The organism is Lactococcus sp. KTH0-1S (assembly GCF_052544945.1).
This window is the reverse complement of the sequence record NZ_CP195165.1, coordinates 434,127-457,603: the sequence shown is the minus strand read 5'-3', so window position 1 is coordinate 457,603 and position 23,477 is coordinate 434,127. Positions and strand designations below refer to the sequence as shown.

Sequence of the window (23,477 nt, the reverse complement as noted above, 5' to 3'; positions counted from 1 at the left end):
ATTTGACATTAGTCCAAGATTTGAGTGACCGAGAAATAGAGATATTAGACGAAATAATTGAACAAAATAATTTGTCCAAATCTGTAAGAAACGATTATAACGAAATGGGCTATATTTTCGTTTCTAAGCGTGGTATTCCGTTGCAGACAAACTCCTTTAACCTTGCAATTAAAAGAGCAAATTCTCGCCTTAAATCGCCAATAAACAAGAATCTATCAAGCCATATCTTCCGTCATACATTAATAAGCTATCTGGCAGAAAACAATGTTCCCCTCAAAGCAATTGTCGATAGAGTAGGGCATAAGGATGGTGGTAAAACAACAACTGCTATATACACTCACGTTACCGAAAATATGAAGTCTTCGATAATAGATATACTAAATAAAAAGAACTGAGCCTTTGCCAGTTTTTTTATTTTGTGCCCCTTTTGTGCCCCTTTTTCATTTTAGAAAAAAACAAAAAGTACCACGAACTAGCGTGATACTTGATGTTTTATAGCTATAATTATTTAACTGCGTCTTTCAATGCTTTACCAGCTTTGAATGCAGGAACAACTGTAGCAGCGATTTTGATTGCTTCACCAGTTTGTGGGTTACGTCCTTCACGAGCTGCGCGTTCGCGAGTTTCGAAAGTACCAAAACCGATCAATTGAACTTTTTCACCTTTTGCAAGGAATTCAGTTACAACTTCACCAAAAGCATTAACTGCTTTTTCTGAATCTTTTTTAGTCAATCCTGTTTTTGCTGCAACTTCAGCGATAAGATCTTGTTTGTTAGCCATTTTAGAAATGTCCTCCATTTGTTTTTTACCTTAAACATAGGCAATTTTCATTTTAGCAAATCTTAGCTCAGTTTGCAAGTCAAAATGCCATTTTAATGCGTTTTTCAGGCTTTTTTCATGAAATCAAAGACAAAATTCCCTTTACCTAAATCAATTTGATTTGCTTTAATATAAAGATTACCTGATACATTTATTTTGGACAAATTAATGACCACTTGATTTTTCTTACTTTCAACTTGAACAAAGTCTGGCAAGTCGTATGACTTAACGATTTGTAGAACTTCCGAAGTTGGTAAACTCAAACTTCCAGCAGAAATATTTTGGACAGATAGACTAATTGAACCATCTGAGAGCGCCAGAGGTTCAAAATAAATATAAAGTGGAATTTTAGTTCCAAAAAGTTTATAAGATGCTTCAAGAACTGCTTGTTGATTAGAAATATAAAACTTATAAGTCATTTCTTTAGTTTGATAGGTTTCTAAATAACTATTTATCAATTCATTAAGCTGCGAAGTCGTGCTCGTAATTTGAGCAACCTTTTGGTCTGAATGATTAGTTGATTTTTGATTGAGAACCGTTTGGTCTCTTGGGCTAGTTATGCGAATGGCAATAAACACAACTCCAGCTATATTCAGAGCCAAAAGAATAATAAAGAGCCATTTCCAAATAGGACGTTTTTTAAGACCTTCTTCTTTTTCAGTTTTTGGCTTAGTGGAATTTTTTGTTTTTGATTTTCTTGTTTGATTTTCGTTATTTTCCATTTTGCTTCTCTATTCTACAAGTTTCATTTCTTCTTTTACTTTAATCACTCTTGTGGCTGATTGACTGATTTTTTTAGCAAAGTCTGGGTCTGCTTTTGCCTTTTGCAAAACTTCTGAGATCATTTCTGGAATTTGTGTAGGCTCATTTGCTAAAACAAGGTCATTTCCTGCTGACAATGCTAAAACTGCCCTTTGACCAGGCGTCCATGACTGTACTTGGACAGCATTTGATAAATCGTCTGTAATAACCAAACCATCAAAACCTAATTGTTTCCGTAGTAAACCATCAACCATTTTGGATGAAAAAGCACCGGGAAGATTAGGGTCAATTTTATCATAAATAGCGGTTGCGGTCATAATCGAAGGTGTTCCTGAAGAGATTAAATCTTTGAAAATTTGAACAGATTCGCTATTGGAATTCGTTTGGTCATCTCTAACACCTGCACTGATATCTGTATTGCCTGTCACCGCTCCAAGCCCTGGAAAATGTTTAGCAGTTGTCAAAACCTTGGCTGCTTTCATGCCTTCCGTAAATGCATGAGCATGGCTTATGATACTTGCTTTATCATAAGCATATTGGCGACTCCAATAGCCAATTGGAGCATTTTGTGGAGCAAAGTCGGCAGATAAAACTTGGTCAGCAACTGGTGCTAAGTCAAAATTAACTCCAGCTGCGTAAAGTTCACTTCCCCAAGTTTGTGATTCCTTTTGTAATTTATCAGCTGTCCAACTTCCTTGAGTTAATCCATCAGGAATCTGTGAAAAACCCTGACCTTGGAGAACTTGAACATTTCCTCCCTCTTGGTCACAGGATATCAAGAGTTTGCGATTAGCCGGTGCTAAGCCTTGTAGTTTGTCAGTAATAGCTTTCATTTCTGGGACACTGAGATTAGAGCGACCAGTCAAAATAATACTACCTACTTGATACTTTTCAATCGCATCAAAAGTTGCCTGATTATAGTTACTTGCTGGCATTCCTGTCATAAATAACTGTCCAACTTTTTGTTCCAAAGTCATCTGCTCAATATTTTTATCCATATTTTTTGAAGAAGTTGAACTCCTTTTCGTTTCTGACAATTGACTTTTCTTTTTTGTTTTAGACGATTCTTGTTCGTTTAAATGTCCCGCCAAACCAAGAACTCCTGACAAAATTAATGCACAACCAAGAACAAGACCTAGAAAAACAACTGGTTTTGCTTTTTTCTTTAAGCGCTTAGTCATTTTTGGTTGACCTCCTTATAACTTGCAAATACTGCGTCAGCCATAATTTGATAACCTACGTTATTTGGGTGGAAATGGTCTTCTGTATAAAGTAAGTTATTGGAAACTGCATCGGATGTACTGCCAGATTCAACCGCTTGTTTATCTCCTGAACCCTTATAAAGTAAGTCATTGATTGGAATAAAATAAGTGTTCTTTTCTTGACTTACAACGCCGGCAGTCGCTGTATTCCAGCTATCAATCACATTCTGCATGACTGTAAGCTCAGGAAAATTAAGATAAAAAGGATTGTAAATTCCGAGAACATAAATCTGCGCTTTGGGATTGTCTTCGCGAATTTTATCTAATAATTTTTTCACTCGTGCTTGATAAAGTTCCTCTGGCTTAGTAAAATCTTTTTCTGTCATTGATGAGAGTTTACTGACATTATCACGAATGACTTTTAAGACGTCATTTCCTCCGATGGTAATCGTAATGATATCAGCCTTTTTTAAGCCGTCAGTAATTTTTTTACTTTTCATCATACGATTATAGATTTGAGTACTTGTATCTCCAGCTTTTCCAAAATTTTGACTACTGACAGAGCTATCTGTCTTATTCTCAATATCTTTGGCAAATAAAGGGACAAAACCACCTTGTCCTGTGGCATCTCCAACTCCTTCTGTCAGTGAATCTCCTAAAGCTGCATAAGTCAGATTTTTTGCTGACAGAGTTGAAACTTTTTTGTCAGCTGAAAATCGGTCCCCTGCCTTTGGAAAAACGAGCAAAAAGAAGCCCAAAATTAGCAAAATTGCCAGCAACAAGCCGGCAAATGTACGTATAAAATTTTTCATCATATTTTTAGATTTATCATTCATAATCAATCATAATTGCCCAAGCTCCAGGACCTGTATGAGTGGCAATTGTCGTGTTGGTATCTAAAATTGAAATAGGTTTTTCAACAAATTTTTGCAAAACTTCTTTCGCTTTTTGTGAAAATTCTAAACCTTGAGCATGAGAAATTCCAATTTCACGGATTTTACGTCCAGAACTACTAATAGAATCTGAAAGTTCTTCAAGCCATTTATAAAAAGTTTTACTTCCACGTCCACGTAAAAGAGTATTCAATTCGCGGTCTTTCAAAGTTCCAATGACGCGAACTTGTAAAAGACTTCCAAATAGTCCTGTCATTCGACTGACACGACCACCTTTAACCAAATTTTCTAATGTTGAAAATCCGATAAAAAGCTCTGTATTTTCTCGAATATATTTAATTTTTTCTATAATTTCTTCTTTAGATGCTCCTGCTTTTGCTAGGCGCGCTGCTTCAACCACTTGGAATTTTTGTGCTTGGTCAGTAAAGTCACTATCAATGACCGTTACGTTACGACCTGAAAGCATTCCCCCTTGGCGTGCTGCCTCTACTGTTCCTGACAATGCTTCTGTTAAATGAATGGAAATAATCTCATCATCCTCAGCAGCAATTTTTTCATAAACTTCGGCAAAAACACCAACTGGTGGCTGACTTGTTTTAGGCAAGTTTTTTGATGCAGCCATCTTGACCATGAAATCTTCAAACTTCAAGTCGTCGTCTGAATACATTGTTCCATCGATCGTTACTGACAACGGAACAATAGTAATGTCAAGTTCACGAGCAATTCCTGGCTCAATCGTAATGGATGAATCTGTCACAATTTTTATTGGCATATTTACTATCTGAACTCCCATTTTTCTCATAAGAGAAAGTCGGCAGTCCAATTCCTTTTCTATACAATTTGTGCTATCATATATTATAACAAATTTTCAGTTGGAAAGAGCAAAAAAGGTTGATAATATTATTTTTTTGATTCCAAAAACAGATTAAAAATTGCTCAAAAGCTGAATAAATCAATAAATTGGAGAGACCAAATGGAAGAAACACAAGGTTCAAAAACCTATCAGATTCTCAATGAGATTTTCAATGCAGTTACTCATGGAGCAGGAACTGGTCTAGCAATTGCAGCATTAGTTCTCCTTGTCATTAAAGGTGCCGCATCTGGTTCTGCACTTGAAGTGGTTGCTTTTACAATCTATGGAGCTTCGTTAGTCATTCTTTTTCTATGTTCAACTTTAGCGCACAGTTTACATTTTACTAAAGCAGTCAAAGTCTTTCGAGTTTTTGACCACAACGGAATTTTCTTTTTGATTGCTGGAACTTATACCCCTTACTGTTTAGTTGCTTTAAACAATTGGTTAGGTTGGATTGTCCTAGCAGTTATTTGGATATGTTCTATTTTAGGGATTGTTTTAACATCAATCTACTTACCAAAATGGGGTAAAACGCCTAAATTATCGACCGTTTTATATGTCGTTCTCGGTTGGATGATTTTAATCGTCATTTATCCTTTATGGAATGCCCTGCATCCCGTAGGTTTTTGGCTTTTAGTCGCTGGTGGCGTTGTTTATTCTGTTGGAGCACTCATCTATCACTTTAAATTTCCTTTTGCCCATGTGGTTTGGCACCTCTTTGTTTTACTGGCTGCAATGCTCATGTTCTTCTCTGTTTACCTTTATGTGGGATAAGATAAAAACCGTTCGGATGAACGGTTTTTTTATTTATAAATACCAGCTATAACATACCCTTCCAGCCTTTTTTGTAAAATCTCCGACTCTTCCACATAAATTTTTGTTTGGATTGTTTTTTTCAAATTTGAATAGTGAAGAATCACTTGATGAGAGCCCGGAAATTCACGCAAAATTTGTGAAATTTTTTGATTATACTTCTCATCTTTTAAATTTAGCCAAAGTTTTCTATCCGTTTCCAAAGCTGGGCTTATTCGGTCAGCAACCAGCTGTAATTCATCATTACGTTCTGTTACTTTTCCACTGATGAGATAAAATTTCCCTTGTTCAAGCTCACTTGAAAATTGACGATAAATCTCTGGAAAAAGGGTCACATCAAAATTTTCACGACTATCAGAGACTGTTAAGAAGGCCATTGTTTGCCCTGTCTTAGCCCGATGCGTTCTAATGTAATTGATTTCAACCAAGATAGTCATTCGCCTATTTTTCACAAGTTGAGCAAGAGGTGTAAAATTATCTTCAAATCTGCGAGCTAGATTTTGCAAAGGATGTGGTGTTACCCCAATTCCTAATAAATTTTTTTCAAAATCGTATTTTTCAGTTTCTGAATAATCTTCTGCCTCATGATAGGCAAAGCCCCCACCAGAACTTGCCATAAAAATATCATCACTATAATAGTTTAATAAATTAGCATGGTCAGCCAAATTATAAGCTAATTTCCCTCGATTTGAATCTGCATAATCAAAGGCTCCAATCTGAATCAAAGGAAGAATGTTTTCTTTTTTATGAAAATTATTAGGTAATTTTTCGACAAAGTCTGCTAAATCTTTATAGGGTTGATTTTCAACAATCCATTTTGCTAAATCACGAGAAATTCCTTGAACGTGAGCCAATCCTAAACGAATCTTTTTATTTTTTACAAAATCGCCAATTTTCATCAGATTAATGCTTGGTTTTTCTATTTCAAACCCATTTTCTAACGCATCTAAAATCATTACTTCACGTTTGCGATCACGTAATTGAATTTCATAAAATTCATCAGGAAAATGTGCCTTAAAATAAGCAATTTGAAAAGCAAGTCCCCCATAAGCAAAACCGTGTGAACGGTTAAAACCATAATTAGCAAAACGTTCAATTAAGTCATAGATTTCTTCTGCTTTTTCTTTAGAATGGCCATTATGGCTTGCTGAATCTAAGAAATCTTCACGCAACTTTTCTAACTCAGACCCTTTTTTCTTAGAAATTGCTCGTCTAAGAAGGTCAGCTTTCCCAAGAGAAAAGCCAGCAAAAGCTTGAGCCACCTGCATAATTTGCTCCTGATAAATCATAATTCCGTATGTTGGCTTTAAGATTTCACTAATAGAATCATCCACTGTAGGCACAATTTCTTTCCCATGTCGTCGAGCAACAAATTGTGGAATAAACTGTGATGGACCAGGACGGAAAATTGAAGTTGCATCAACAATATCATCAAATTTACTTGGGGCAAGGTTTCTTAAAAAACGTCGCATTTGTGGATTTTCAAACTGAAAAATTCCCATGGTATTTCCAGCCCGAAAAAGGGCCAATGTGTCTTCATCTTCCAAATTTATTTTTAGTGGATCAACATCAATTTTTTGACGTCTTTTCACTAAATCACGTAATCTAGAAATTATTGTTAAATTACGTAATCCCAAAAAGTCAATTTTCAAAAGTCCAATTGCTTCAACATCTGGCGCCTCATATTGCGTCAAAGCCAAATCTTCTGACGGTTTTAGTGATACATAATTCACCAAAGATTCTTCAGAAAGAACGACACCTGAAGCGTGTGTTGAAGTCTGACGGGGCATTCCCTCAATTCGTCTTGCAACTTCATAAATTCTTTTCAATTTTCCATTTTTTAACACTTCAGCTTTAAAACGTTGATTATTTTCATACTCATCAGCCAAAGTTCCAAAACGACGCACAAGCATCCGAGTCAAATTGGATAATTCAGCTTCAGTCATTCCAAAAGCTTTACCAACATCTCTAAGCGCCTGTCTTTTACCCAAGGTTGAAAAAGTAACAATTTGTGCGACATGGTCTGAACCATATCTGTTTTTCATATAGGCCAATAATTCAGCACGGCGGTCATCTGGCATGTCAATGTCAATATCGGGCATGGCCACACGTTCTGGATTCAAAAAACGTTCGAAGAAGAGATTATGTTGAACAGGGTCAACTTGTGTAATTCCTAAAACATAGGCAACTAAAGAACCGGCCGCTGAACCACGCCCCATTCCACAATAAATTTCCTGTTCACGAGCATAACGCAACAAATCCGCGACAATCAAGAAATAATCATCAAATCCCATTTGATGAATGACTGACAACTCTTTTTCTAAACGTTCTTGATAAACTGACAAATCTTGCAAATTTGCTGACGAGACTTCTGTCAGTAATTTTTTTTCTTCAAGTCGAGCTGACAAACCTAAAGTCGCTTCTTCTCGTAAATGTTCAACTGCCTGTCTCTTCTTATCGAATCTAGGAAGCTCCAATTTTTCATCGAACTGATAAGCAATCTTTGCTGTTAATGCTGACAGATTTTTCAAAGCCTGTGGAAAATATTTCAGGAAGTAAGTCTCATAAGCTTCTGGTCTTTGAAGAAGTTCATTAGAACTGATTGTTAGACTTTCATCAAAAGAAACTCCATCACGCACCGCATGCAAAATTGCTAAAATTTCATTATCAGCAAAATTCAAATAGCGAATAGCAGGAAAAGGAAGTGTTGGTAAATTAAATTTAGCCCCTTTATCTGTCAGTTGATCAATCCCAATAAAAGCTTCATCAGCTACTGACGAAAGTTCTGTCAGCTCGCTCAAACTTCCGTAAGTTTCAGGAATAATCAAGGCGATTCCTGATAAATGATTTTGAATATCAGAAAATTGACGGCGTCCATAGTTATGAAGCGTCGAAATCCGAAGTAAGTTTTTATAACCTTCAGTACCTTTAGCAATAAAAGAAAAAGCAATTGGTAAACCCCGCCATTCAAAATTTAGCTCAATACTAATAATGGATTGCAAATTAAATTTTTGAGCTTTTCTGACAAAACGAAAAGCTGCATGAAGATTCCCTACATCGCAAATTCCAACCGTTTGATAACCTAAACGGTGCGCCGTTTCCAAATAGTCATCAACTTTGACGACACTATCTAAAAAACTATATTCAGTTTTTGTATTCAAGGGTGCAAACATATTTTCCTCCTTTCTTGCTAAAACGACTGGTATTTCTTAATTAAAAGATATTAATTTTATTATACTATATTTTAGCTTGAACTTGGGATAAGTTTAGACAAACTAAGAACAAAAAAAGCGTCAATTTTCGGTTATTAAACACAAACAAAAGTAATTCAATTTAACTAAAATGATATCAAAAAACAACCTAACAACTGAAAACGTCCAACATTTTTGACATTTTTTAATTTTAAAAACTGCTTTCATTCTTATTTTTAATTCGTTTTTATTACAAAAAGCTAAGATGTTTCATCTATTTATTAATCGTAATAAAAAAATTATAAAAACTAAAAGACTCCTTTAACAACAGCATTTACAGCATATATATTAGCAATTTGACGAGAACTTTTTTTTGCACTATAATGAGCAAGCCTTGTTTATTTATTACTAATTTTTAATTAAACAATCACTAAAACTAAAAATAGAATGGGAAAGGTGTAATGACAGTGCTAGTATTAGCTGGAACAATCGGAGCAGGAAAAAGCTCTTTAACTGAGATGTTGGCGGAGGAATTGAAAACACAGGCTTTTTATGAGAGTGTTGACGATAATAAAGTTTTGCCATTATTCTATGAGAACCCTCAAAAATATGCCTTCTTATTACAAATATACTTTTTAAATAAGCGATTTGATTCAATCAAAAGAGCCTTGTCTGATAATAATAATGTATTAGACCGCTCGATTTATGAAGATAGTCTGCTTTTTCATTTGAACGCCGATTTAGGACGAGCAGATGAAACGGAAGTCGAGGTTTATGATGACTTACTTAACAATATGTTGGAAGAAATTGATAGTTTATCTTTCAAAAAAAGACCTGATTTACTCATTCATGTCAAAGTTTCTTTTGAGAAAATGCTAGAAAGAATCAAAAAAAGAGGGCGTCAATTTGAACAATTGGAATACGATCCAAGTTTATATGACTACTATAAAGAATTAAATAGCAGATATGATACTTGGTTTGAAGCCTTTGATATTTGTCCCAAAATCCAAATTGATGGCGATAAATATGATTTTGTGGAGGATGAACAATCAAAAATTCATGTTTTGCAACAAATCAAAGAAAAATTAAAAGAAATTGAAGGAGAAAATAATTAATGAATGTCACCGTCTTTCTTTCTTCAAGAGATGGAAAAAATCCAATCTATAAAGATACAAGCGAAAAATTAGGAATATTACTTGCTAAATCAGGCCATACCCTCGTCTATGGTGGTTCCGAAGAAGGATGTATGGGAATGGTCTCAGATGCAGTCATTCATCATCAAGGTAAAGTTATTGCCGTTTATCCTGATGGAATTCTCCCTTTAGAACCACCTCGTCAAAATGCCAGTCAACTTTATTTAACAAGTGGAATGGATGAGCGCAAACGTAAACTCATTGATTTAGGAGAAGCTTTTGTCATTTTAGCTGGTGGATTTGGGACAATGGAAGAAAGTTTTCAACTTTTAACTGAGATGTCTATCAACCAAACCGCTATCCGCCCAGTCATTTTTGTTGGTCGAAAATTTTATCAACCTCTTTTTGACCTACTGCGCTTGCAACTTAAGGAAGGGATGATTTCTAAAGAAGTCATAGATGCCATTTCTCTTGTTGATACCGCCGAAGAAACTATAGAATTATTAGGAGATTTGAACCTTGAACAAGTTGTTTAATCAAGCGGTTAACGTTTACCTTGCCGCACCATTTTTTAGCGAAAGTCAAATAAAAAAAGTTGAGCTTTTAGAAAATGCACTTTCAAAAAATAAAACAGTAGCGAACTTTTTTAGCCCAATGAGATGTCAACATCCTGAATCTTTACCACAAGAAGTTGAAGCTTTTACCCCTGAATGGGCCAAAGCGACAATGGAAAATGATGTAAATGAGGTAAATAAAGCAGATATCATCGTTGCAATTGTTGATTTCGATCATCAAGATACCGATTCTGGAACAGCTTGGGAGCTTGGCTACGCCATTGCTTTAGAAAAACCAACCTATCTTATTCGTTTTGAAGATACTATTCCAGCAAATATAATGCTCACTGAGCGAAATAGAGCTTTCTTCACCCAGATTGAACAAGTTGAAGAATATGATTTTTTAGAGGCTAAACCAATCCCATATAGTGGAAAATACCAGTAGTAAAGAGATGAGTACCTGCTTATTTTTATCTGCTCCTTTATATATAAAATTTGAAATTTGTCATAATTTGTACTATACTATAGGCGGATAGAAAATAATGGAAAGAAGCGTAAATATGAAACTTATTGTCACACTTTTTTGGTCGCTTGCTCTTGGACAAGTTGTAGGTTATGTTGCAACTGCTCTTGCTGGCGTTCCAGACCCTGAACTTTGGACAACGATTATCTCGCTTATCTTTGGTCTTTTTGTATATCTTTTCCAAGCTGTAGCTGTGGAAAAAGAGGCTAAAGCAAACTAAATTACTGATATTTTATCAGGTTCTTTCGCTAAAAAGCGTTTGAAAATAAAAACTCTTGCTCTGCAGGAGTTTTTATTTTGGTCGTGAGGCTTGCAAATTTCTTAAAATACCTTATAATTTAATATGGACATATTTAAACTGTCCTTTAAAAACCTAAATGAAAGGAGAGCGCTCAAGCTTTGAAAGGTCGACCCAAACCCGCAATTATTATGATTACTTATTCTGTCAAATTGACCAAGAGTAGATTGGCGCTCTTCTTGTGCCAACTTTTTGATTTTAATTCAAAAAACTTGACCCATTTCACAAAATAAGAAATTAGATTTTACAAGCTTGAACCATGCTATAAAATGGCTCCAACTCCAATTAATAAAAATAAAGTCGTCTGTCTTGTTAACGGTCGTGTTCATCGCCGGTCAGGAGGAGATTTCCTTGAGAATCTCGACCCTAGCCTTCAAACCGTTATCATGCGAGATTACCCAGAAGCAACCAGTCATGATTTCATCTGTAATGAACATCAGGTTAAATTCCGTTTGGAGGTCTTAGATACCCTTTTTCATCTTGACCTGCAAAAAAACTTTACCGTTAATGATTTACTTAATGAAGAATTAACTAAGGCAAACTTTGAGATTCATGACGTGGAAGAACAACTTCAAACCCAAGAAACTATCGGTGAACGTGTGGCTGATAAAGTTACTGAATTTGTCGGTTCGTGGGCTTTTATTCTAACTTATCTTGGAATTTTAGTCGTTTGGATGTTTGTTAATGTCACTGGTATTTTCGGAGTCGAGTGGGATAAATATCCATTCATTCTCCTCAACCTTTTTCTATCGATTACGGCCGCAATGCAAGCCCCTTTGATTATGATGAGTCAAAATCGTGCTGCACACCATGACCGCTTGTCTGCTAAAAATGACTTCCAAGTCAATGTTAAATCAGAAAAAGGGGTAGCTGCCCTCCATGAAAAACTTGACCATTTGATGATGGATGATCAAGCTTCAAATATGCAAATTCAAAAAATTCAAACCGAAATGCTTGGAGATATTCAAATTCTTCTTAACGAAGTTTATCAACAAAACCAAGATATTCGTGAGCGTTTGGATGATGTCGAAGATCAACTTGATGATTTTGAAGAAACCTTTGATAGTTTTGAAGAAACTCTTGACAGTATTGAAGAAAATACTGACGATGAGGAAGAAGAAGGCATGGCTAATGCTGATTAAAAAAGTCTGTTCAAATGAACAGGCTCTTTTTTTAACTAAAATAATCTATTTTTTCCTGAATTTCACAGACTGATTGTTTGAGCTTTACTTCTTCTTCAAAAGTTAAGGGAAGTTTTACAAGGGCCTCTACTCCTTCTTTACCAATCAAAGCAGGGGTAGAAATATAGGATTTAAACTTTTCATCATAATGTGAACAGATAGCAATACTCTTAGCATCAGAAAGCACCAGATTCATCAGAGATACTGTTGCTGCAGCTATGGCAACATTAGTATAACCTTTCGTATTAAAGACAGCAAAGCCTCCTTGACGCGCTTTTTCTTCTAGGTCTTCTAAATCTAGATTTTTTTCTTTAGCAATCTCTAAAAAAGATTGTCCCCCAACTCTGACCGTTGACCAAGCGGTAAATTGTGAGTTTCCATGTTCTCCAAGGACATATCCTTCAATAGCCCGCCCATCAATCTTTAATGCTTTACTTAGTTGTGCTTTCATTCTTGCAGTATCTAAATAGGTTCCCGTTCCAATAATATGACTTTGAGGGAGGTTCAGTAATTGAGAATAGAGATTGACAATCACATCATTTGGATTAGTTGTTGCAATCAGAATTCCTTTGAAATTAATCCTATTTAATTGCTCAGAAACTTCTTTAATTTCTGGAATATTTGCTTTTAATTCTGTAAAACGGTCTCCGCCAGGTTTAATTAGTTCAATATGGCCTAAGGTCGATAAAATGATATCGGCATTTACTAAATCAGTATATTCTCCAACATAAATTTTGACATAGAACGGCAAAAGAGAAAGGGCATCTAGCAGGTCTAGAACCTCTGCTTCAGCTTTTTCTCTTTTTTTGTCAACAATGACCAATTCATCTACAAGACCTCCTTGAACAATATCAAGAGCCACCGTTGCTCCAACATGACCACAACCAATTAGACCTACTTTACGCATCTTTTCACCCCTTTTTCTTCAGATTTAAATTGAATCTATTATAATACAAAAAGTATGGGAAAACAAGGGATGTTTTAAATATTCTGATTATTTAAAACAAATAAAAAACCTCCTAATCTCGGAGGTTTTTTAGCCTATATTATTTACTATTTTCCACTGCTACACGAATAAATTCTGTGTAGAGTTCTTCTGGACGGTTTGGACGTGATTGCAATTCTGGGTGATATTGACATGCCACGAAGAATTTTTTATCAGAAAGTTCAACGATTTCAACCAAACGGTTATCTGGTGAAACGCCTGAGAATACGAAACCAGCTTTTTCAAAGTCTTCGCGGAATTTGTTATTGAATTCATAACGGTGACGGTGGCGACGTTGAACCACTTCAGCATCATTGTAGGCTGCTTTAGCGCGTGAGCCATTTTTCAATTTAGCTGGGTAAAGTCCAAGACGTAGTGTTCCACCCATGTCTTCAACATCAACTTGGTCACGCATAATGTCAATGACTGGATATTTTGTTTCAGGGTCTAATTCAAATGAATGAGCTCCTTCAAGTCCAAGAACATTACGAGCGAATTCAACTGCTGTTAATTGCATTCCAAGACAGATTCCAAGCATTGGAACGTCATTTTCACGCGCATACTTAATGGCTGCAATCTTACCTTCTGTTCCACGATGACCAAATCCTCCAGGAACAATAATCCCTGCAGCATCACCAACAAGATCAGCAACATTTTCATCAGTTACATCATTAGCATTAACCCAGTTAATATCAACTTCAGCATCAGATGAATAACCTGCATGTTTAAGCGCTTCAGTCACTGAAATATAAGCATCTGGTAATTCTACATATTTACCAACCAATGCAATTTTTACTTTTTTCTTGAGGTTCATGACATGGTCAACCATTACTGACCATTCTGTCATATCTGCTTTTGGTGCTTCAAGTTTTAAATGGTCACAAACGATTTGGTCCATATTTTGTGCTTGAAGATTCAATGGAATTTGGTATAAGTGCTCAACATCAAGCGATTGAATGACTGCTTCAGGCGCTACGTCACAGAACATCGCAATTTTATCACGCATTTCTGTCGTGATTGGAACTTCACTACGTAATACGAGCATGTTAGCTTGGATACCATATTCACGAAGTGTCTTAGTCGCATTTTGGGCGATTTTAGTTTTCAATTCTCCAGCAGCACGCAAGTGAAGAATTGGAACAGTATGAATGTACATGACGTTGTCGGCACCAACTTCGGCTTTCATTTGGCGTAAAGCTTCAATAAATGGCAAGCTTTCCATATCGCCAACTGTTCCACCAACTTCTGTGATAATGATATCTGCATCAGTTGTTGTTGCTGCACGTTTAATTTTTTCTTTCAACATGTTAGTCACATGCGGTACCATTTGGACAGTTGCTCCGAGATACTCTCCCTTACGTTCTTTACGAAGAATCTCACTGTAAACTTTACCGGAAGTGACATTTGAATATTTATTTAAATTGATGTCAATGAAACGTTCATAGTGACCAAGGTCAAGGTCAGTTTCAGCACCATCATCAGTAACAAAGACTTCACCATGTTGATAAGGGCTCATTGTCCCTGGGTCGATGTTAAGGTATGGGTCAAATTTTTGGACAGTGACTTTAAGTCCACGATTTTTAAGCAAACGACCGAGCGATGCCGCTACGATCCCTTTACCCATTGACGAAGTACCACCACCAGTGACGAAAATATACTTAGTTGACATCTAAATCTCCTCTAATCTTTTTACAAAACAGAAATAACTGGGAAAAACAAAAACAGCTCCCCAGAGGGGAGCCTACCGTTACTGATTTTTTATAATAAAAAACCAGTGCCCGAAAATAATTATATCTGATTTTTCCTTTTTTGTCAAAAGTCTGTTTTTTAATTTTTCATGAACCATTGTAATATCAGATTTTTTCTTTTTATTTGTATTAGAAGCTATAAGCTTCACTTCTTTTTCAATTCAGAGCTTCTAAAAAATCTTCTTGTAAATTATTTTTAAATGCAATACCAAAATCTTCTAATACTTTTTGAAGCGCATATAGACTGTAAGCCACTTTATTTGGTCTTGCATTCTCTCCCATGTGCCCAATTCTTAAAACTTTACCAGCCAAATAATCGAATGATCCTGTGATCATCACTCGATAGTTCTCTCGCATTTTTCTTAAGATTTCTTGATCATTCAGACCTTCTGGCACTTTAATAACAGAAACGGTGTTTGAATAGCCATTTTGCAAATAAAGTTCCAAAGGAGAATTTTCAATTGCTTGTCTTGTCGCATGACCAATCATCGCATGACGTTTCAAAATTTCTTGGTCGGCAAGAAGATTATCTATCGCTTGGTCTAATCCATAGATATCAGAAATTGGCATGGTATATGGAAACCATTTTTTTTCATAATAATCTTTAAAAGTAAGGAGATTACAATAAAAACTTGCGATAGGGCTTTTTCTCTCTGTCATCGCTTGATAAGCTTCTGTTGAAATAGATGCAATTGTTAAGCCTGGTGGAGCTGAAATCACTTTTTGAGAGCCACCAAGAGCGATGTCAATTTGCCACTTATCAACTTGTAAATCTTCACCACCCATCGCTGCAACCGAATCAACAACGGTTAGAACTCCATATTTTTTTAAGAGAGGACAAATGCTTGAGAGGTCATTTAAGACGCCTGAGGGTGTATCACAATGAACGACTGTTGCATATTTAAAGTCATGGTCTTTTTCTAAAAATTTTTCTAGAATTTCTAAGGAAAATGCTTCTTTTTCTGAACTCTCCAGTAGAATTGCTTCACCTCCGTAAAGCTCAATGAAATCACTAAAGCCATGACCAAAAATACCATTATCAAGCACAAGTACGCGGTCACCTTTTTCGGTTAAAGAAGCACAAGCCGCTTCCAATCCTAAAATTCCCTCACCCGCTAAGACTCTGACATCGTTTTTGGTTTTTAAAAATTGGGCAAGTTTACTACAAGTCTTTTTGTAAAAGTCATAAAATTCTAAATCAATATCCGGATTCGTTGTTACCTTTGCTCTTGCTAATCGAACATTTTCAGCCACCTCAGTCGGACCTGCGGTCATGATTAACATCTCTTTCATTTATTTGTACCTCGCACGTTCTCCACCAATGAGTTTAGGACGTGATTTAAGAGCTGTTACATGAGCGCCACCAAGTTCTCTTAAAATTGGACGGACGGGAATTTGGACGTGTTTTACGTGCATTCCAATACTAGTATCACCAATATCTAAACCGGCTTGGGCAACAATATGTTCTACCTCAACTGGAGATTTAAAGAGTTGGTAGGCGGCAACTTGACCACTTCCACCAGCATGGAGTTGCGGAATCACAGAAACGATTTCCCAGTCTTTTTTTTCGGATAATTCTTCTTCAATGAGTAAGGCACGATTAAGATGTTCACATGCTTGGACTGCCAGATAAATTCCTTTGTCTGACAAGGTCTTGTGTACGACAGAAACAATGACCTGACCGATTTCTCTAGAACTGGCATGGCCAATTAAACCACCATTTACTTCTGATGAAGATAAACCAAGAACAAAGACTTGACCAGCTTTAATTTCTGTTTGTTTTATGACATCATCGATAATGACTTGTGTGTCTTTTTTAAGCTTTTCTAAATCCATTTAAAATACCTGTCCTTTCAATGAGCGGGCTTAAGACTTTTGCTAAAGCAAAGCCAACCACAACTTGGATAATATTTACCCAAAGTCCCGCAATGGCTGAACCCCAGCCGTACATTAATCCACCAACAATAAAATATCCTCCAACCATAAAGACAAGACTGACCAAAAAGTTAAGCCATTTGTATCTTGTCAATCCTGCGAGATAGCCTTGCCCGCCATGAATAATTAAGCTGAAAAACATGTAGTTACTGTAGCCTGCAGTCAAATCAAGTAGAAAGGCTGCAGAGCCCCCAATTATTGCCGCCTCTCGTTTACCAAACAGAAAGACTGCTGTATAAATTCCGACATCCAAAAGGGTTAATATATTACCGGCTGAACCTGGAATAGGGAAGGTAAATAGGCGACCCAGAACAAAAGTGACTGCTGTCCAAATCGCAAGTAAAGTTAATTTTTTGATATTTCTGTTGTCCATGAGTTTCATCTCCTACTTTTCCTAGAAGTTTGGTTTACTTTTGGAAATTTATTTTTTATTTTGAAAAACACCATATTCATTTGCATTTTGAATGGCTTGATAAACGAAGTCTTTTGCATTCTTGACTGAATCTTTAAAGGGGTGATTATAAGCCATATTGGCCGCAATTGATGAAGCAAAGGTACAACCTGCTCCGTTGTTATTATTTTCTATAATCGGGCTTGATAATTCATAAAAAGCTTTTCCATCATAAGCAAGGTCAATGGCTTGTTTTTGGTCAAAGCGATTTCCTCCTTTGATGACGACATTTTTTGCTCCAAAATCATGCAAAAGTTTGGCTGCTTCTTTCATCTCTGATTTACTTTTTACTGACAGCCCTGTCAGTATTTCTGCTTCTTTGAGATTTGGGGTGATTACAGTCGCCAAAGAAAAGAGTTGGCTGATGAAAAGGTCACGCATTTCATTGACCGAATAGTCAGCATTTTCTTTAAAAACAATGACTGGGTCTAATATAATTGGAGTATCAGATTTCACTGACAGAGCTGTCAGCCAGTTTTTGGTCAGTTCAAGTATTTCTTTATTGGGTAATAGTCCTATTTTTATGGCTGAAAAGTCCACATCGCTTAAACTTTCCAACTCTTCTTGAAAGAGTTCTTTTTCTACTGGATGAACAAAAAATTTATCTTCTTTGACAGTTACAATACTTGTTAAGGCGCAAAAGCCATAAAGTTCATTGGCTGCAAAAGTCGCTAAATCAGCTTGCATTCCGCCTCCGGATAGGATATCTGAACCTGCAATTGTTAGAATTTTTTTGTTCTCATTTAAATTCTTTGACATCTTCTCTCCATTAATTTTACTGACAGTAGCTTTTAGATGTCAGTATTTTCCTCATATTTGACTTCTTTCAAATATAAACCTTCAGGTGCTGCTGTTGGTCCTGCAAAATCTCTATTTTTAGAGGTCAAAATTTTATCTATTTGGCTGACAGGCATTCGGTCATTACCAATTTTAATGACTGTTCCAACCATGTTTCGCACTTGTTTATACAAAAAGCCATTGCCACGAAAAATAAATTTGAAATTTTCTTCGTCAAGACGAATAATTTCTGCCTGATAAATCGTTCTTACTTTGTCATCAACTGATGAACCCGATGCTGTAAAACCTGTAAAATCATGTTCTCCAACCAACTTTGACATTGCTTCTTGCATTCGCTCATAATTAAGTGGATAGCGAAAATAGGCTTTAGAATGTCTTTGAAATGGACTTCGTGTAATTGAATTTTCTAGATAATACTCATAAGTTTTTTCATGCTTTTGAAATCTTGCATGCCAATCATCTGGGACAAGTTCCACTTTTTTTACTGCAATATCTGCTGGGGTTTGAGTATCTAAACCAAATCGCAAACGTTCCAAATCACGAACTTTGCCCTTTAAATCAAAATGAATGACTTGACCAAAAGCATGAACTCCAGAATCCGTCCGGCCTGAGCCTTGTAAAATAACTGGCTCAAAAGAATTTAACTTCGTCAGTATTTTTTCAATTTCTTTTTGAACTGTTCTTTGATTTGTTTGGCTTTGAAAACCTGCAAAATCTGTGCCATCATAGGCTATTGTGGCTTTGTATCTTGTCATTTTTCTATTATAGCACAATTTTTATTAGGACTTTATTTTCTTTTTTTATAATGGTTTATCCTTTTTTAATATGTATTTTTTTAAGTTGCTTTTCGTAAAAAAGTATAAAAAAATGCCCCACTACGAAGGTGGGGCGAGGTTTGGCACCATGATCCGAGGGGGATTCGAACCCTCGACCGTTCGCTTAGAAGGCGAATGCTCTATCCAGCTGAGCTATCGGACCAAATTGTTTCTGTCAGTAAATTTTTAAGCTAAAATTACTGACAGAAACAAGTTTATCATATTCTCTTATTTTTTTCAATTATTGACTTGTACCGTAGCCATAGTTACTTGTGTTTGTATCATCTGTTCCATAGCTAGATGTTGTACTGTCATTACTATTATTATAGCCATCATTGTAGGTACTATCTTGTTGATAAGTAGAATCAGAACTTGAGGTTGCCGTGGAGTCACTTGCTGAGCTAGAGGAGCCAGAACTTGAATCTGATTGAACTGAGCCACCACTTGTTGAAACATAATTCCCTGAATTTTTAGAATTCAAAGAAACAAGATTTCCTTGCGTATCAACACCATAAGTCACTGTAGCTTTTCCTTTTTCAGTCACAGTGGCTGAAGGAAGATAGTAAAAAGGTGCTGTTCCTGAGCCAAAAACTGATTCGTAAGTAATCAAACTGCTTGGCAAAGTGGTCACAGTTGATTCATCAAGCGATTTCTTCATGATATTTTGCATCGCTAAATAAATATCTGTTGGCATAAATTGATAAGAAGCACCATCGACCATTTCACCAACGCCTTCATATTGAACGGAAACTACTTTGTTAAAGCAATCTTTATAACCTAGTAATGAAGTAATTGTTGAGGCATTAATTGGAATATTAGTTCTAAAATCTTTTGAGGCTTCATTCAAAAATTGTTCATAGCGTGTGATATTATCTAAAGCTAGAATTTTCTTCATGAGTGCTGCAATGACTTCACGTTGGTGAGCTGCCCGACCATAGTCACCATTTGGTAAATGATGTCGGTCACGGGTATAAACTAAGGCTTGGTCACCATTAATGTGTTGTTTTCCAGGTGGAACTTTCGCAGTATATTGCGGCTCTGTATCTGAAATATAGAGGGTTTGGCCTGTGGTATTGTTAATATCAATCCCACCAACATTATCAACCATATTGACTAGCCCATCAAAATTGACTGTCGCAAAACTATCAATATTAATACCAGTCTGAGCGCCAATTGTTTTCATAGCATAACTTACAGCATTTTTTAAACCGTCAGAAGACGACCCTGAGTTATAACCTAAGGGATAAGCTGCATTCATCTTTTGCTTAGAAACAATGTTTCCGTCAGCATCTAAAATGTTAGTCATCGTATCACGTTCAATTGAAACCATTGTTGTCGTGTGCGTTTTAGGATTAAGTGTCATCAGAATCTGTGAGTCAGAATTCCCATTCCATGAATCGGATGTCCCACGACCTTCACCACCTGTGTCAACACCCATAAGTAGGATTGTTAGAGGTTCAGTCGCCTGAATGACTTGTTTTGTCTTTTCGTTCCCAGCGTTCGTGTAAGTCATTTTAAAGGCTTTTGTTGTACTGTTCAGAACGGTTAATGTATATCCGCCTGCAGCAATTGCCGTTACTAAAATAATACTTCCAAGCATGAGAAGTGTTTTTATCCAAAGCTTCATATTAGCATTATATCAAAATTCTGATTTTTCACAACAAAAAAAGAAAAATTAGATTTTAATTTTTCTTTAATTATATTTAATTTTACTGACAAAAGGGTCAACTATTAGTCAAAAAATAAAACATATTCGCAAACATCAATTAATTGACCATTTTCATCTCGGGCGCCCCATTTTTTGACATTTTCTAATTCAAAATCAAACTTTTCATAAAGATGACGTGCTTTTTTATTACGTGCTTGGACAGTTAATTCCAAACGTTTGATTGTTCCGACTTCTTCTACCCACTCAAGTGCATCTTCTAGTAGAATCGTCCCAATGCCATAGCCTTGATAATCTTCTGACACAGCGACAAAAAATTCCGCAATATGACGTACTCGATAATGATAATCCGCCGTCAAATGCAAAATACCAGCAATTTCATCACCAAGAAATGCAAGAAAATAAGCATTATTATCTTTCTCAGCTTGTTGATTTAAAAAGTCCGTCATTTCTGCTTCAGAGATTAAAATTCCTACTTCATCAATGGTCAAAAAATTACTTTCTGTTCCAACCTTATTGAGAAATTCAATGACTCTAGAACTGTCGGCGCCATTTGCTTCTCTAACAATTAGCTCTGTAGTCATAGGTTATTAACGAGCTCCTCATATCTTTTTCCATGTGGTTTCAAAATAATTTCACGCTCTTGATCGTTGACCAAGTCTTTAGAATACTTATCAAAAATGACTTCCAGATAATTTTCTGGCAAATCATCGCCTAACATTTCGCCCCATTCAATGACCGAAACCCCATCACCGAATAAATAATCATCTAAATCAAAACTATCTGGGTCATCACCAATGCGATAAACATCCATATGATGGAGCGGCAAACGTCCTTCCAGACTTCTGACAATTGTATAAGTCGGACTTTTAACCATTTGATGAATATCTAAGCCCAAAGCCAAGCCTTTGGTAAAAGTTGTTTTTCCAGCCCCAAGCTCGCCAGTTAAAACAATAACATCTTGAGCTTCTAATTTTCTTCCCAATTTTTGTGCAAATTGTAACATTTCTTCTTCGTTAAATTTCATGATTTTATTATAACACATCCCCTAAGACACTATCTAACGTTTGCAACTGATGAGTCTAAAAACAATCAAACTTTAGAAAATTTCAGTATTGCCACTTCAAAAAGTTTATCTCCTTCATTATCACAGTCTTTAAAATAAAAGCTGTCAGTAAATTTAACTGACAGTTTTTCAAAAATTTGGGCAAAATAAAAAACCTTAAATGGCTTTTTATCTTCTTCTGCGCCGATATTCTTTTTGTTGTTTTTTATGATTTTTGAGCAATTCATCTGCCTGCCTATTAATTTGCTGAGTTTCTGTCAGTACTTTTTCCTCATTTGGTGCTTTTTTAGAACTTACTGATGGCTCAGCTGTCATTGAATTTGAAGGAGTTTTCCCATTTTTAGAAACTCGTGCCTTACTGACAGGATTTTTCTTCTTGCCACGGCCACGCAAATGACGTACAAAGGCAATAATTCCCCCAATAATTGTAACTGATGCTGACAAACTGGTCAATGTCATCAAAAGAATATTGTTCCCTTTTGCATTATTATTGACGGTTTCATTAATAATTGTGGTTGAATTTTTAGTTTCTTTTTGACTGCCAGAATTTTTATCTGTTGAACTGTCTCGAATTTCTGCTACTGGAGGCGTTTGATTTTGCCCAACATTATCTGTCTGATTTTGAGCCGTTGTACTTGTTTGTGTTTGATTTTGACTTGTCGAATTCGTTCCTTCAGAGGAACTTATATTTTGCGAACTACTACTAGCTGAACTTGCTGAATTTGAGGTACTTGAAGTCCCTGTTGAGCTTTGAGCTGTTGCATCTCCTGAACTTGCTGAAGTCCCCGTTGCCGTTTCTCCATAAGCAATCGTTCCAAAATTAAGCAAGGATATCAGACCTATACTATAAATAATTTTCTTCATAATCAAATTCTATGATAGTTTTCTTAAACGAACTTAAAATTTATTAATGTAATAAATAAACAACGAGGTATTTTGATATTTCTTTCAACCCTTTTTTGGTACAATAAACTTATGAATAAATCAACGTTTTCTTTAAATGATACTGCATGGGTTGATTTTTATCAGCTCCAAAATCCTCGTCAAAACGAAAATTATACTTTTCCTGCTATTATTATCTGCCCTGGTGGTGGTTATCAACATATTTCACAAAGAGAATCTGACCCTCTTGCCCTAGCTTTTCTCGCCCAAGGTTATCAAGTGCTTCTCCTTAATTACACCGTGATGAACAAAGGAACAAACTATAACTTTTTATCACAAAATCTTGAAGAAGTTCAAGCTGTTTTTTCTCTGATTCATCAAAATCATAAAGAATGGCAAATCAATCCTGACCAAGTTTTCTTACTTGGTTGCTCTGCCGGAGGGCATCTAGCCGCTTGGTATGGTAATTCTGAACAAATCCATCGACCAAAAGGAGTTATTCTCTGCTATCCAGTGACTTCCTTCACTTTCGGTTGGCCTAGTGATTTGTCACATTTTAATTTTGAAATTGAAAATATCTCAGAATATAATATTTCGGAAAAAGTCACTTCCTCAACTCCTCCAACCTTTATCTGGCATACGGCTGATGATGAAGGTGTTCCTATCTATAACAGCCTTAAATATTGTGATCGACTCTCAAAACATCAAGTTCCTTTTGAAGCTCACTTTTTTGAATCTGGACCTCATGGGGTTTCTTTAGCTAATCGAACAACTGCTCCTTCTGATGCCTATTGTCTTCCGTCAGTACATCGCTGGGTTTCTTGGGCTTCTGATTGGTTGGGGAGACAAATCAAAAATTAAAAATACCACTCAAAAGTGGTATTTTTTTATTGCTTTTATGTAATTTAT

Annotated in this window: 24 protein-coding genes, 1 tRNA gene and 1 pseudogene; 8 read left to right on the top strand and 18 right to left on the bottom strand. The window is 36.0% G+C overall.

Annotation, left to right across the window (positions count from 1 at the left end):
• Window positions 1-20: 20 nt before the first annotated feature.
• Window positions 21-395, top strand: a pseudogene (locus tag ACRYLU_RS02275) (tyrosine-type recombinase/integrase); the annotation flags it as partial.
• 109 nt (window positions 396-504) lie between these two features.
• On the opposite strand, the gene ACRYLU_RS02270 reads toward ACRYLU_RS02275, so the two are convergent.
• The 5 genes from ACRYLU_RS02270 to ACRYLU_RS02250 form a co-directional block, all read right to left on the bottom strand.
• On the bottom strand, window positions 505-780 hold the full coding sequence (locus tag ACRYLU_RS02270) for an HU family DNA-binding protein (RefSeq protein WP_010905402.1): 276 nt from the start codon (window positions 778-780) through the stop codon (window positions 505-507).
• Between the two features lie 104 nt (window positions 781-884).
• Entirely contained in the window at window positions 885-1,541 is a 657-nt protein-coding gene (locus ACRYLU_RS02265; protein ID WP_146978404.1) for a YpmS family protein, read from the bottom strand.
• 9 nt (window positions 1,542-1,550) lie between these two features.
• The gene (locus ACRYLU_RS02260) at window positions 1,551-2,762 is read right to left on the bottom strand and encodes a glycoside hydrolase family 3 N-terminal domain-containing protein (protein WP_445081141.1); all 1,212 of its coding nucleotides are present in this window, start codon (window positions 2,760-2,762) and stop codon (window positions 1,551-1,553) included.
• Window positions 2,759-3,619 (bottom strand): SGNH/GDSL hydrolase family protein, encoded by an 861-nt coding sequence (locus ACRYLU_RS02255; protein ID WP_080739827.1) that lies wholly within the window; start codon window positions 3,617-3,619, stop codon window positions 2,759-2,761. The genes ACRYLU_RS02260 and ACRYLU_RS02255 overlap by 4 nt, the downstream gene beginning before the upstream one ends.
• Window positions 3,612-4,448 (bottom strand): DegV family protein, encoded by an 837-nt coding sequence (locus ACRYLU_RS02250; RefSeq protein WP_445081365.1) that lies wholly within the window; start codon window positions 4,446-4,448, stop codon window positions 3,612-3,614. The genes ACRYLU_RS02255 and ACRYLU_RS02250 overlap by 8 nt, the downstream gene beginning before the upstream one ends.
• A gap of 201 nt (window positions 4,449-4,649) precedes the next feature.
• Here ACRYLU_RS02250 and trhA point away from each other — a divergent pair, with 201 nt between their 5' ends.
• Window positions 4,650-5,303: a PAQR family membrane homeostasis protein TrhA gene (trhA, locus tag ACRYLU_RS02245; RefSeq protein ID WP_021464201.1), complete on the top strand. Its 654-nt coding sequence runs from the start codon at window positions 4,650-4,652 to the stop codon at window positions 5,301-5,303.
• Window positions 5,304-5,332: 29 nt separating this feature from the next.
• On the opposite strand, the gene ACRYLU_RS02240 is transcribed toward trhA, so the two are convergent.
• Complete coding sequence (locus ACRYLU_RS02240) at window positions 5,333-8,515, bottom strand: DNA polymerase III subunit alpha (RefSeq protein ID WP_445081140.1); 3,183 nt, start codon at window positions 8,513-8,515, stop codon at window positions 5,333-5,335.
• A gap of 479 nt (window positions 8,516-8,994) precedes the next feature.
• Between ACRYLU_RS02240 and ACRYLU_RS02235 the strand changes: the two genes are divergently transcribed.
• The 5 genes from ACRYLU_RS02235 to ACRYLU_RS02215 all read left to right on the top strand — a co-directional run bounded on the left by ACRYLU_RS02235 (window position 8,995) and on the right by ACRYLU_RS02215 (window position 12,183).
• Entirely contained in the window at window positions 8,995-9,648 is a 654-nt protein-coding gene (locus ACRYLU_RS02235) for a deoxynucleoside kinase (RefSeq protein ID WP_038599314.1), read from the top strand.
• Window positions 9,648-10,202, top strand: coding sequence for an LOG family protein (locus ACRYLU_RS02230; RefSeq protein WP_098393194.1), 555 nt, complete (start codon window positions 9,648-9,650; stop codon window positions 10,200-10,202). Before ACRYLU_RS02235 ends, ACRYLU_RS02230 begins: the two co-directional genes overlap by 1 nt.
• Window positions 10,186-10,665, top strand: coding sequence for a nucleoside 2-deoxyribosyltransferase (locus ACRYLU_RS02225; protein ID WP_038599308.1), 480 nt, complete (start codon window positions 10,186-10,188; stop codon window positions 10,663-10,665). Before ACRYLU_RS02230 ends, ACRYLU_RS02225 begins: the two co-directional genes overlap by 17 nt.
• A 97-nt stretch (window positions 10,666-10,762) precedes the next feature.
• Window positions 10,763-10,963: a YjzD family protein gene (locus tag ACRYLU_RS02220; RefSeq protein WP_012897261.1), complete on the top strand. Its 201-nt coding sequence runs from the start codon at window positions 10,763-10,765 to the stop codon at window positions 10,961-10,963.
• Window positions 10,964-11,310: 347 nt separating this feature from the next.
• On the top strand, window positions 11,311-12,183 hold the full coding sequence (locus ACRYLU_RS02215) for a DUF1003 domain-containing protein (RefSeq protein WP_058206022.1): 873 nt from the start codon (window positions 11,311-11,313) through the stop codon (window positions 12,181-12,183).
• Window positions 12,184-12,214: 31 nt separating this feature from the next.
• On the opposite strand, the gene ACRYLU_RS02210 is transcribed toward ACRYLU_RS02215, so the two are convergent.
• From ACRYLU_RS02210 to ACRYLU_RS02155, 12 genes are all read right to left on the bottom strand, one after another.
• The gene (locus ACRYLU_RS02210; RefSeq protein WP_104143110.1) at window positions 12,215-13,129 is read right to left on the bottom strand and encodes a lactate/malate family dehydrogenase; all 915 of its coding nucleotides are present in this window, start codon (window positions 13,127-13,129) and stop codon (window positions 12,215-12,217) included.
• A 139-nt stretch (window positions 13,130-13,268) separates the two neighbouring features.
• Window positions 13,269-14,876, bottom strand: coding sequence for a CTP synthase (locus ACRYLU_RS02205; protein ID WP_445081139.1), 1,608 nt, complete (start codon window positions 14,874-14,876; stop codon window positions 13,269-13,271).
• A gap of 235 nt (window positions 14,877-15,111) precedes the next feature.
• Complete coding sequence (locus ACRYLU_RS02200) at window positions 15,112-16,248, bottom strand: pyridoxal-phosphate-dependent aminotransferase family protein (protein WP_445081138.1); 1,137 nt, start codon at window positions 16,246-16,248, stop codon at window positions 15,112-15,114.
• Entirely contained in the window at window positions 16,249-16,791 is a 543-nt protein-coding gene (locus ACRYLU_RS02195; protein WP_445081137.1) for a TIGR01440 family protein, read from the bottom strand.
• Window positions 16,772-17,272, bottom strand: coding sequence for an ECF transporter S component (locus tag ACRYLU_RS02190; protein WP_052053828.1), 501 nt, complete (start codon window positions 17,270-17,272; stop codon window positions 16,772-16,774). Before ACRYLU_RS02190 ends, ACRYLU_RS02195 begins: the two co-directional genes overlap by 20 nt.
• Before the next feature lie 39 nt (window positions 17,273-17,311).
• Window positions 17,312-18,100 carry a bifunctional hydroxymethylpyrimidine kinase/phosphomethylpyrimidine kinase gene (locus ACRYLU_RS02185; protein ID WP_038599288.1) on the bottom strand — a complete coding sequence of 263 codons (789 nt, stop codon included), beginning with the start codon at window positions 18,098-18,100 and terminating at the stop codon, window positions 17,312-17,314.
• 32 nt (window positions 18,101-18,132) lie between these two features.
• Window positions 18,133-18,894, bottom strand: a complete 762-nt coding sequence (gene truA, locus ACRYLU_RS02180; protein WP_445081136.1) for a tRNA pseudouridine(38-40) synthase TruA — start codon at window positions 18,892-18,894, stop codon at window positions 18,133-18,135.
• Between the two features lie 149 nt (window positions 18,895-19,043).
• Window positions 19,044-19,117: transfer RNA gene (locus tag ACRYLU_RS02175), tRNA-Arg, on the bottom strand.
• Window positions 19,118-19,195: 78 nt separating this feature from the next.
• Entirely contained in the window at window positions 19,196-20,581 is a 1,386-nt protein-coding gene (locus ACRYLU_RS02170; RefSeq protein WP_445081135.1) for an LCP family protein, read from the bottom strand.
• Between the two features lie 104 nt (window positions 20,582-20,685).
• Complete coding sequence (locus tag ACRYLU_RS02165; protein WP_445081134.1) at window positions 20,686-21,204, bottom strand: GNAT family N-acetyltransferase; 519 nt, start codon at window positions 21,202-21,204, stop codon at window positions 20,686-20,688.
• The gene (gene tsaE, locus ACRYLU_RS02160) at window positions 21,201-21,647 is read right to left on the bottom strand and encodes a tRNA (adenosine(37)-N6)-threonylcarbamoyltransferase complex ATPase subunit type 1 TsaE (RefSeq protein WP_017864146.1); all 447 of its coding nucleotides are present in this window, start codon (window positions 21,645-21,647) and stop codon (window positions 21,201-21,203) included. The genes ACRYLU_RS02165 and tsaE overlap by 4 nt, the downstream gene beginning before the upstream one ends.
• Before the next feature lie 207 nt (window positions 21,648-21,854).
• On the bottom strand, window positions 21,855-22,550 hold the full coding sequence (locus tag ACRYLU_RS02155) for an ATPase (protein ID WP_445081133.1): 696 nt from the start codon (window positions 22,548-22,550) through the stop codon (window positions 21,855-21,857).
• A 111-nt stretch (window positions 22,551-22,661) separates the two neighbouring features.
• On the opposite strand from ACRYLU_RS02155, the gene ACRYLU_RS02150 reads away from it, so the two are divergent.
• On the top strand, window positions 22,662-23,429 hold the full coding sequence (locus ACRYLU_RS02150) for an alpha/beta hydrolase (RefSeq protein WP_445081132.1): 768 nt from the start codon (window positions 22,662-22,664) through the stop codon (window positions 23,427-23,429).
• Window positions 23,430-23,477 lie beyond the last annotated feature (48 nt).

Coding starts and splice junctions, on each gene's coding strand:
- ACRYLU_RS02270 (WP_010905402.1), bottom strand. CDS start 780: ATGGCTAACAAACAAGATCTTATCGCTGAAGTTGCAGCAAAAACAGGA.
- ACRYLU_RS02265 (WP_146978404.1), bottom strand. CDS start 1,541: ATGGAAAATAACGAAAATCAAACAAGAAAATCAAAAACAAAAAATTCC.
- ACRYLU_RS02260 (WP_445081141.1), bottom strand. CDS start 2,762: ATGACTAAGCGCTTAAAGAAAAAAGCAAAACCAGTTGTTTTTCTAGGT.
- ACRYLU_RS02255 (WP_080739827.1), bottom strand. CDS start 3,619: ATGAATGATAAATCTAAAAATATGATGAAAAATTTTATACGTACATTT.
- ACRYLU_RS02250 (WP_445081365.1), bottom strand. CDS start 4,448: ATGCCAATAAAAATTGTGACAGATTCATCCATTACGATTGAGCCAGGA.
- trhA (WP_021464201.1), top strand. CDS start 4,650: ATGGAAGAAACACAAGGTTCAAAAACCTATCAGATTCTCAATGAGATT.
- ACRYLU_RS02240 (WP_445081140.1), bottom strand. CDS start 8,515: ATGTTTGCACCCTTGAATACAAAAACTGAATATAGTTTTTTAGATAGT.
- ACRYLU_RS02235 (WP_038599314.1), top strand. CDS start 8,995: ATGACAGTGCTAGTATTAGCTGGAACAATCGGAGCAGGAAAAAGCTCT.
- ACRYLU_RS02230 (WP_098393194.1), top strand. CDS start 9,648: ATGAATGTCACCGTCTTTCTTTCTTCAAGAGATGGAAAAAATCCAATC.
- ACRYLU_RS02220 (WP_012897261.1), top strand. CDS start 10,763: ATGGAAAGAAGCGTAAATATGAAACTTATTGTCACACTTTTTTGGTCG.
- ACRYLU_RS02215 (WP_058206022.1), top strand. CDS start 11,311: ATGGCTCCAACTCCAATTAATAAAAATAAAGTCGTCTGTCTTGTTAAC.
- ACRYLU_RS02210 (WP_104143110.1), bottom strand. CDS start 13,129: ATGCGTAAAGTAGGTCTAATTGGTTGTGGTCATGTTGGAGCAACGGTG.
- ACRYLU_RS02205 (WP_445081139.1), bottom strand. CDS start 14,876: ATGTCAACTAAGTATATTTTCGTCACTGGTGGTGGTACTTCGTCAATG.
- ACRYLU_RS02200 (WP_445081138.1), bottom strand. CDS start 16,248: ATGAAAGAGATGTTAATCATGACCGCAGGTCCGACTGAGGTGGCTGAA.
- ACRYLU_RS02195 (WP_445081137.1), bottom strand. CDS start 16,791: ATGGATTTAGAAAAGCTTAAAAAAGACACACAAGTCATTATCGATGAT.
- ACRYLU_RS02190 (WP_052053828.1), bottom strand. CDS start 17,272: ATGAAACTCATGGACAACAGAAATATCAAAAAATTAACTTTACTTGCG.
- ACRYLU_RS02185 (WP_038599288.1), bottom strand. CDS start 18,100: ATGTCAAAGAATTTAAATGAGAACAAAAAAATTCTAACAATTGCAGGT.
- truA (WP_445081136.1), bottom strand. CDS start 18,894: ATGACAAGATACAAAGCCACAATAGCCTATGATGGCACAGATTTTGCA.
- ACRYLU_RS02170 (WP_445081135.1), bottom strand. CDS start 20,581: ATGAAGCTTTGGATAAAAACACTTCTCATGCTTGGAAGTATTATTTTA.
- ACRYLU_RS02165 (WP_445081134.1), bottom strand. CDS start 21,204: ATGACTACAGAGCTAATTGTTAGAGAAGCAAATGGCGCCGACAGTTCT.
- tsaE (WP_017864146.1), bottom strand. CDS start 21,647: ATGAAATTTAACGAAGAAGAAATGTTACAATTTGCACAAAAATTGGGA.
- ACRYLU_RS02155 (WP_445081133.1), bottom strand. CDS start 22,550: ATGAAGAAAATTATTTATAGTATAGGTCTGATATCCTTGCTTAATTTT.
- ACRYLU_RS02150 (WP_445081132.1), top strand. CDS start 22,662: ATGAATAAATCAACGTTTTCTTTAAATGATACTGCATGGGTTGATTTT.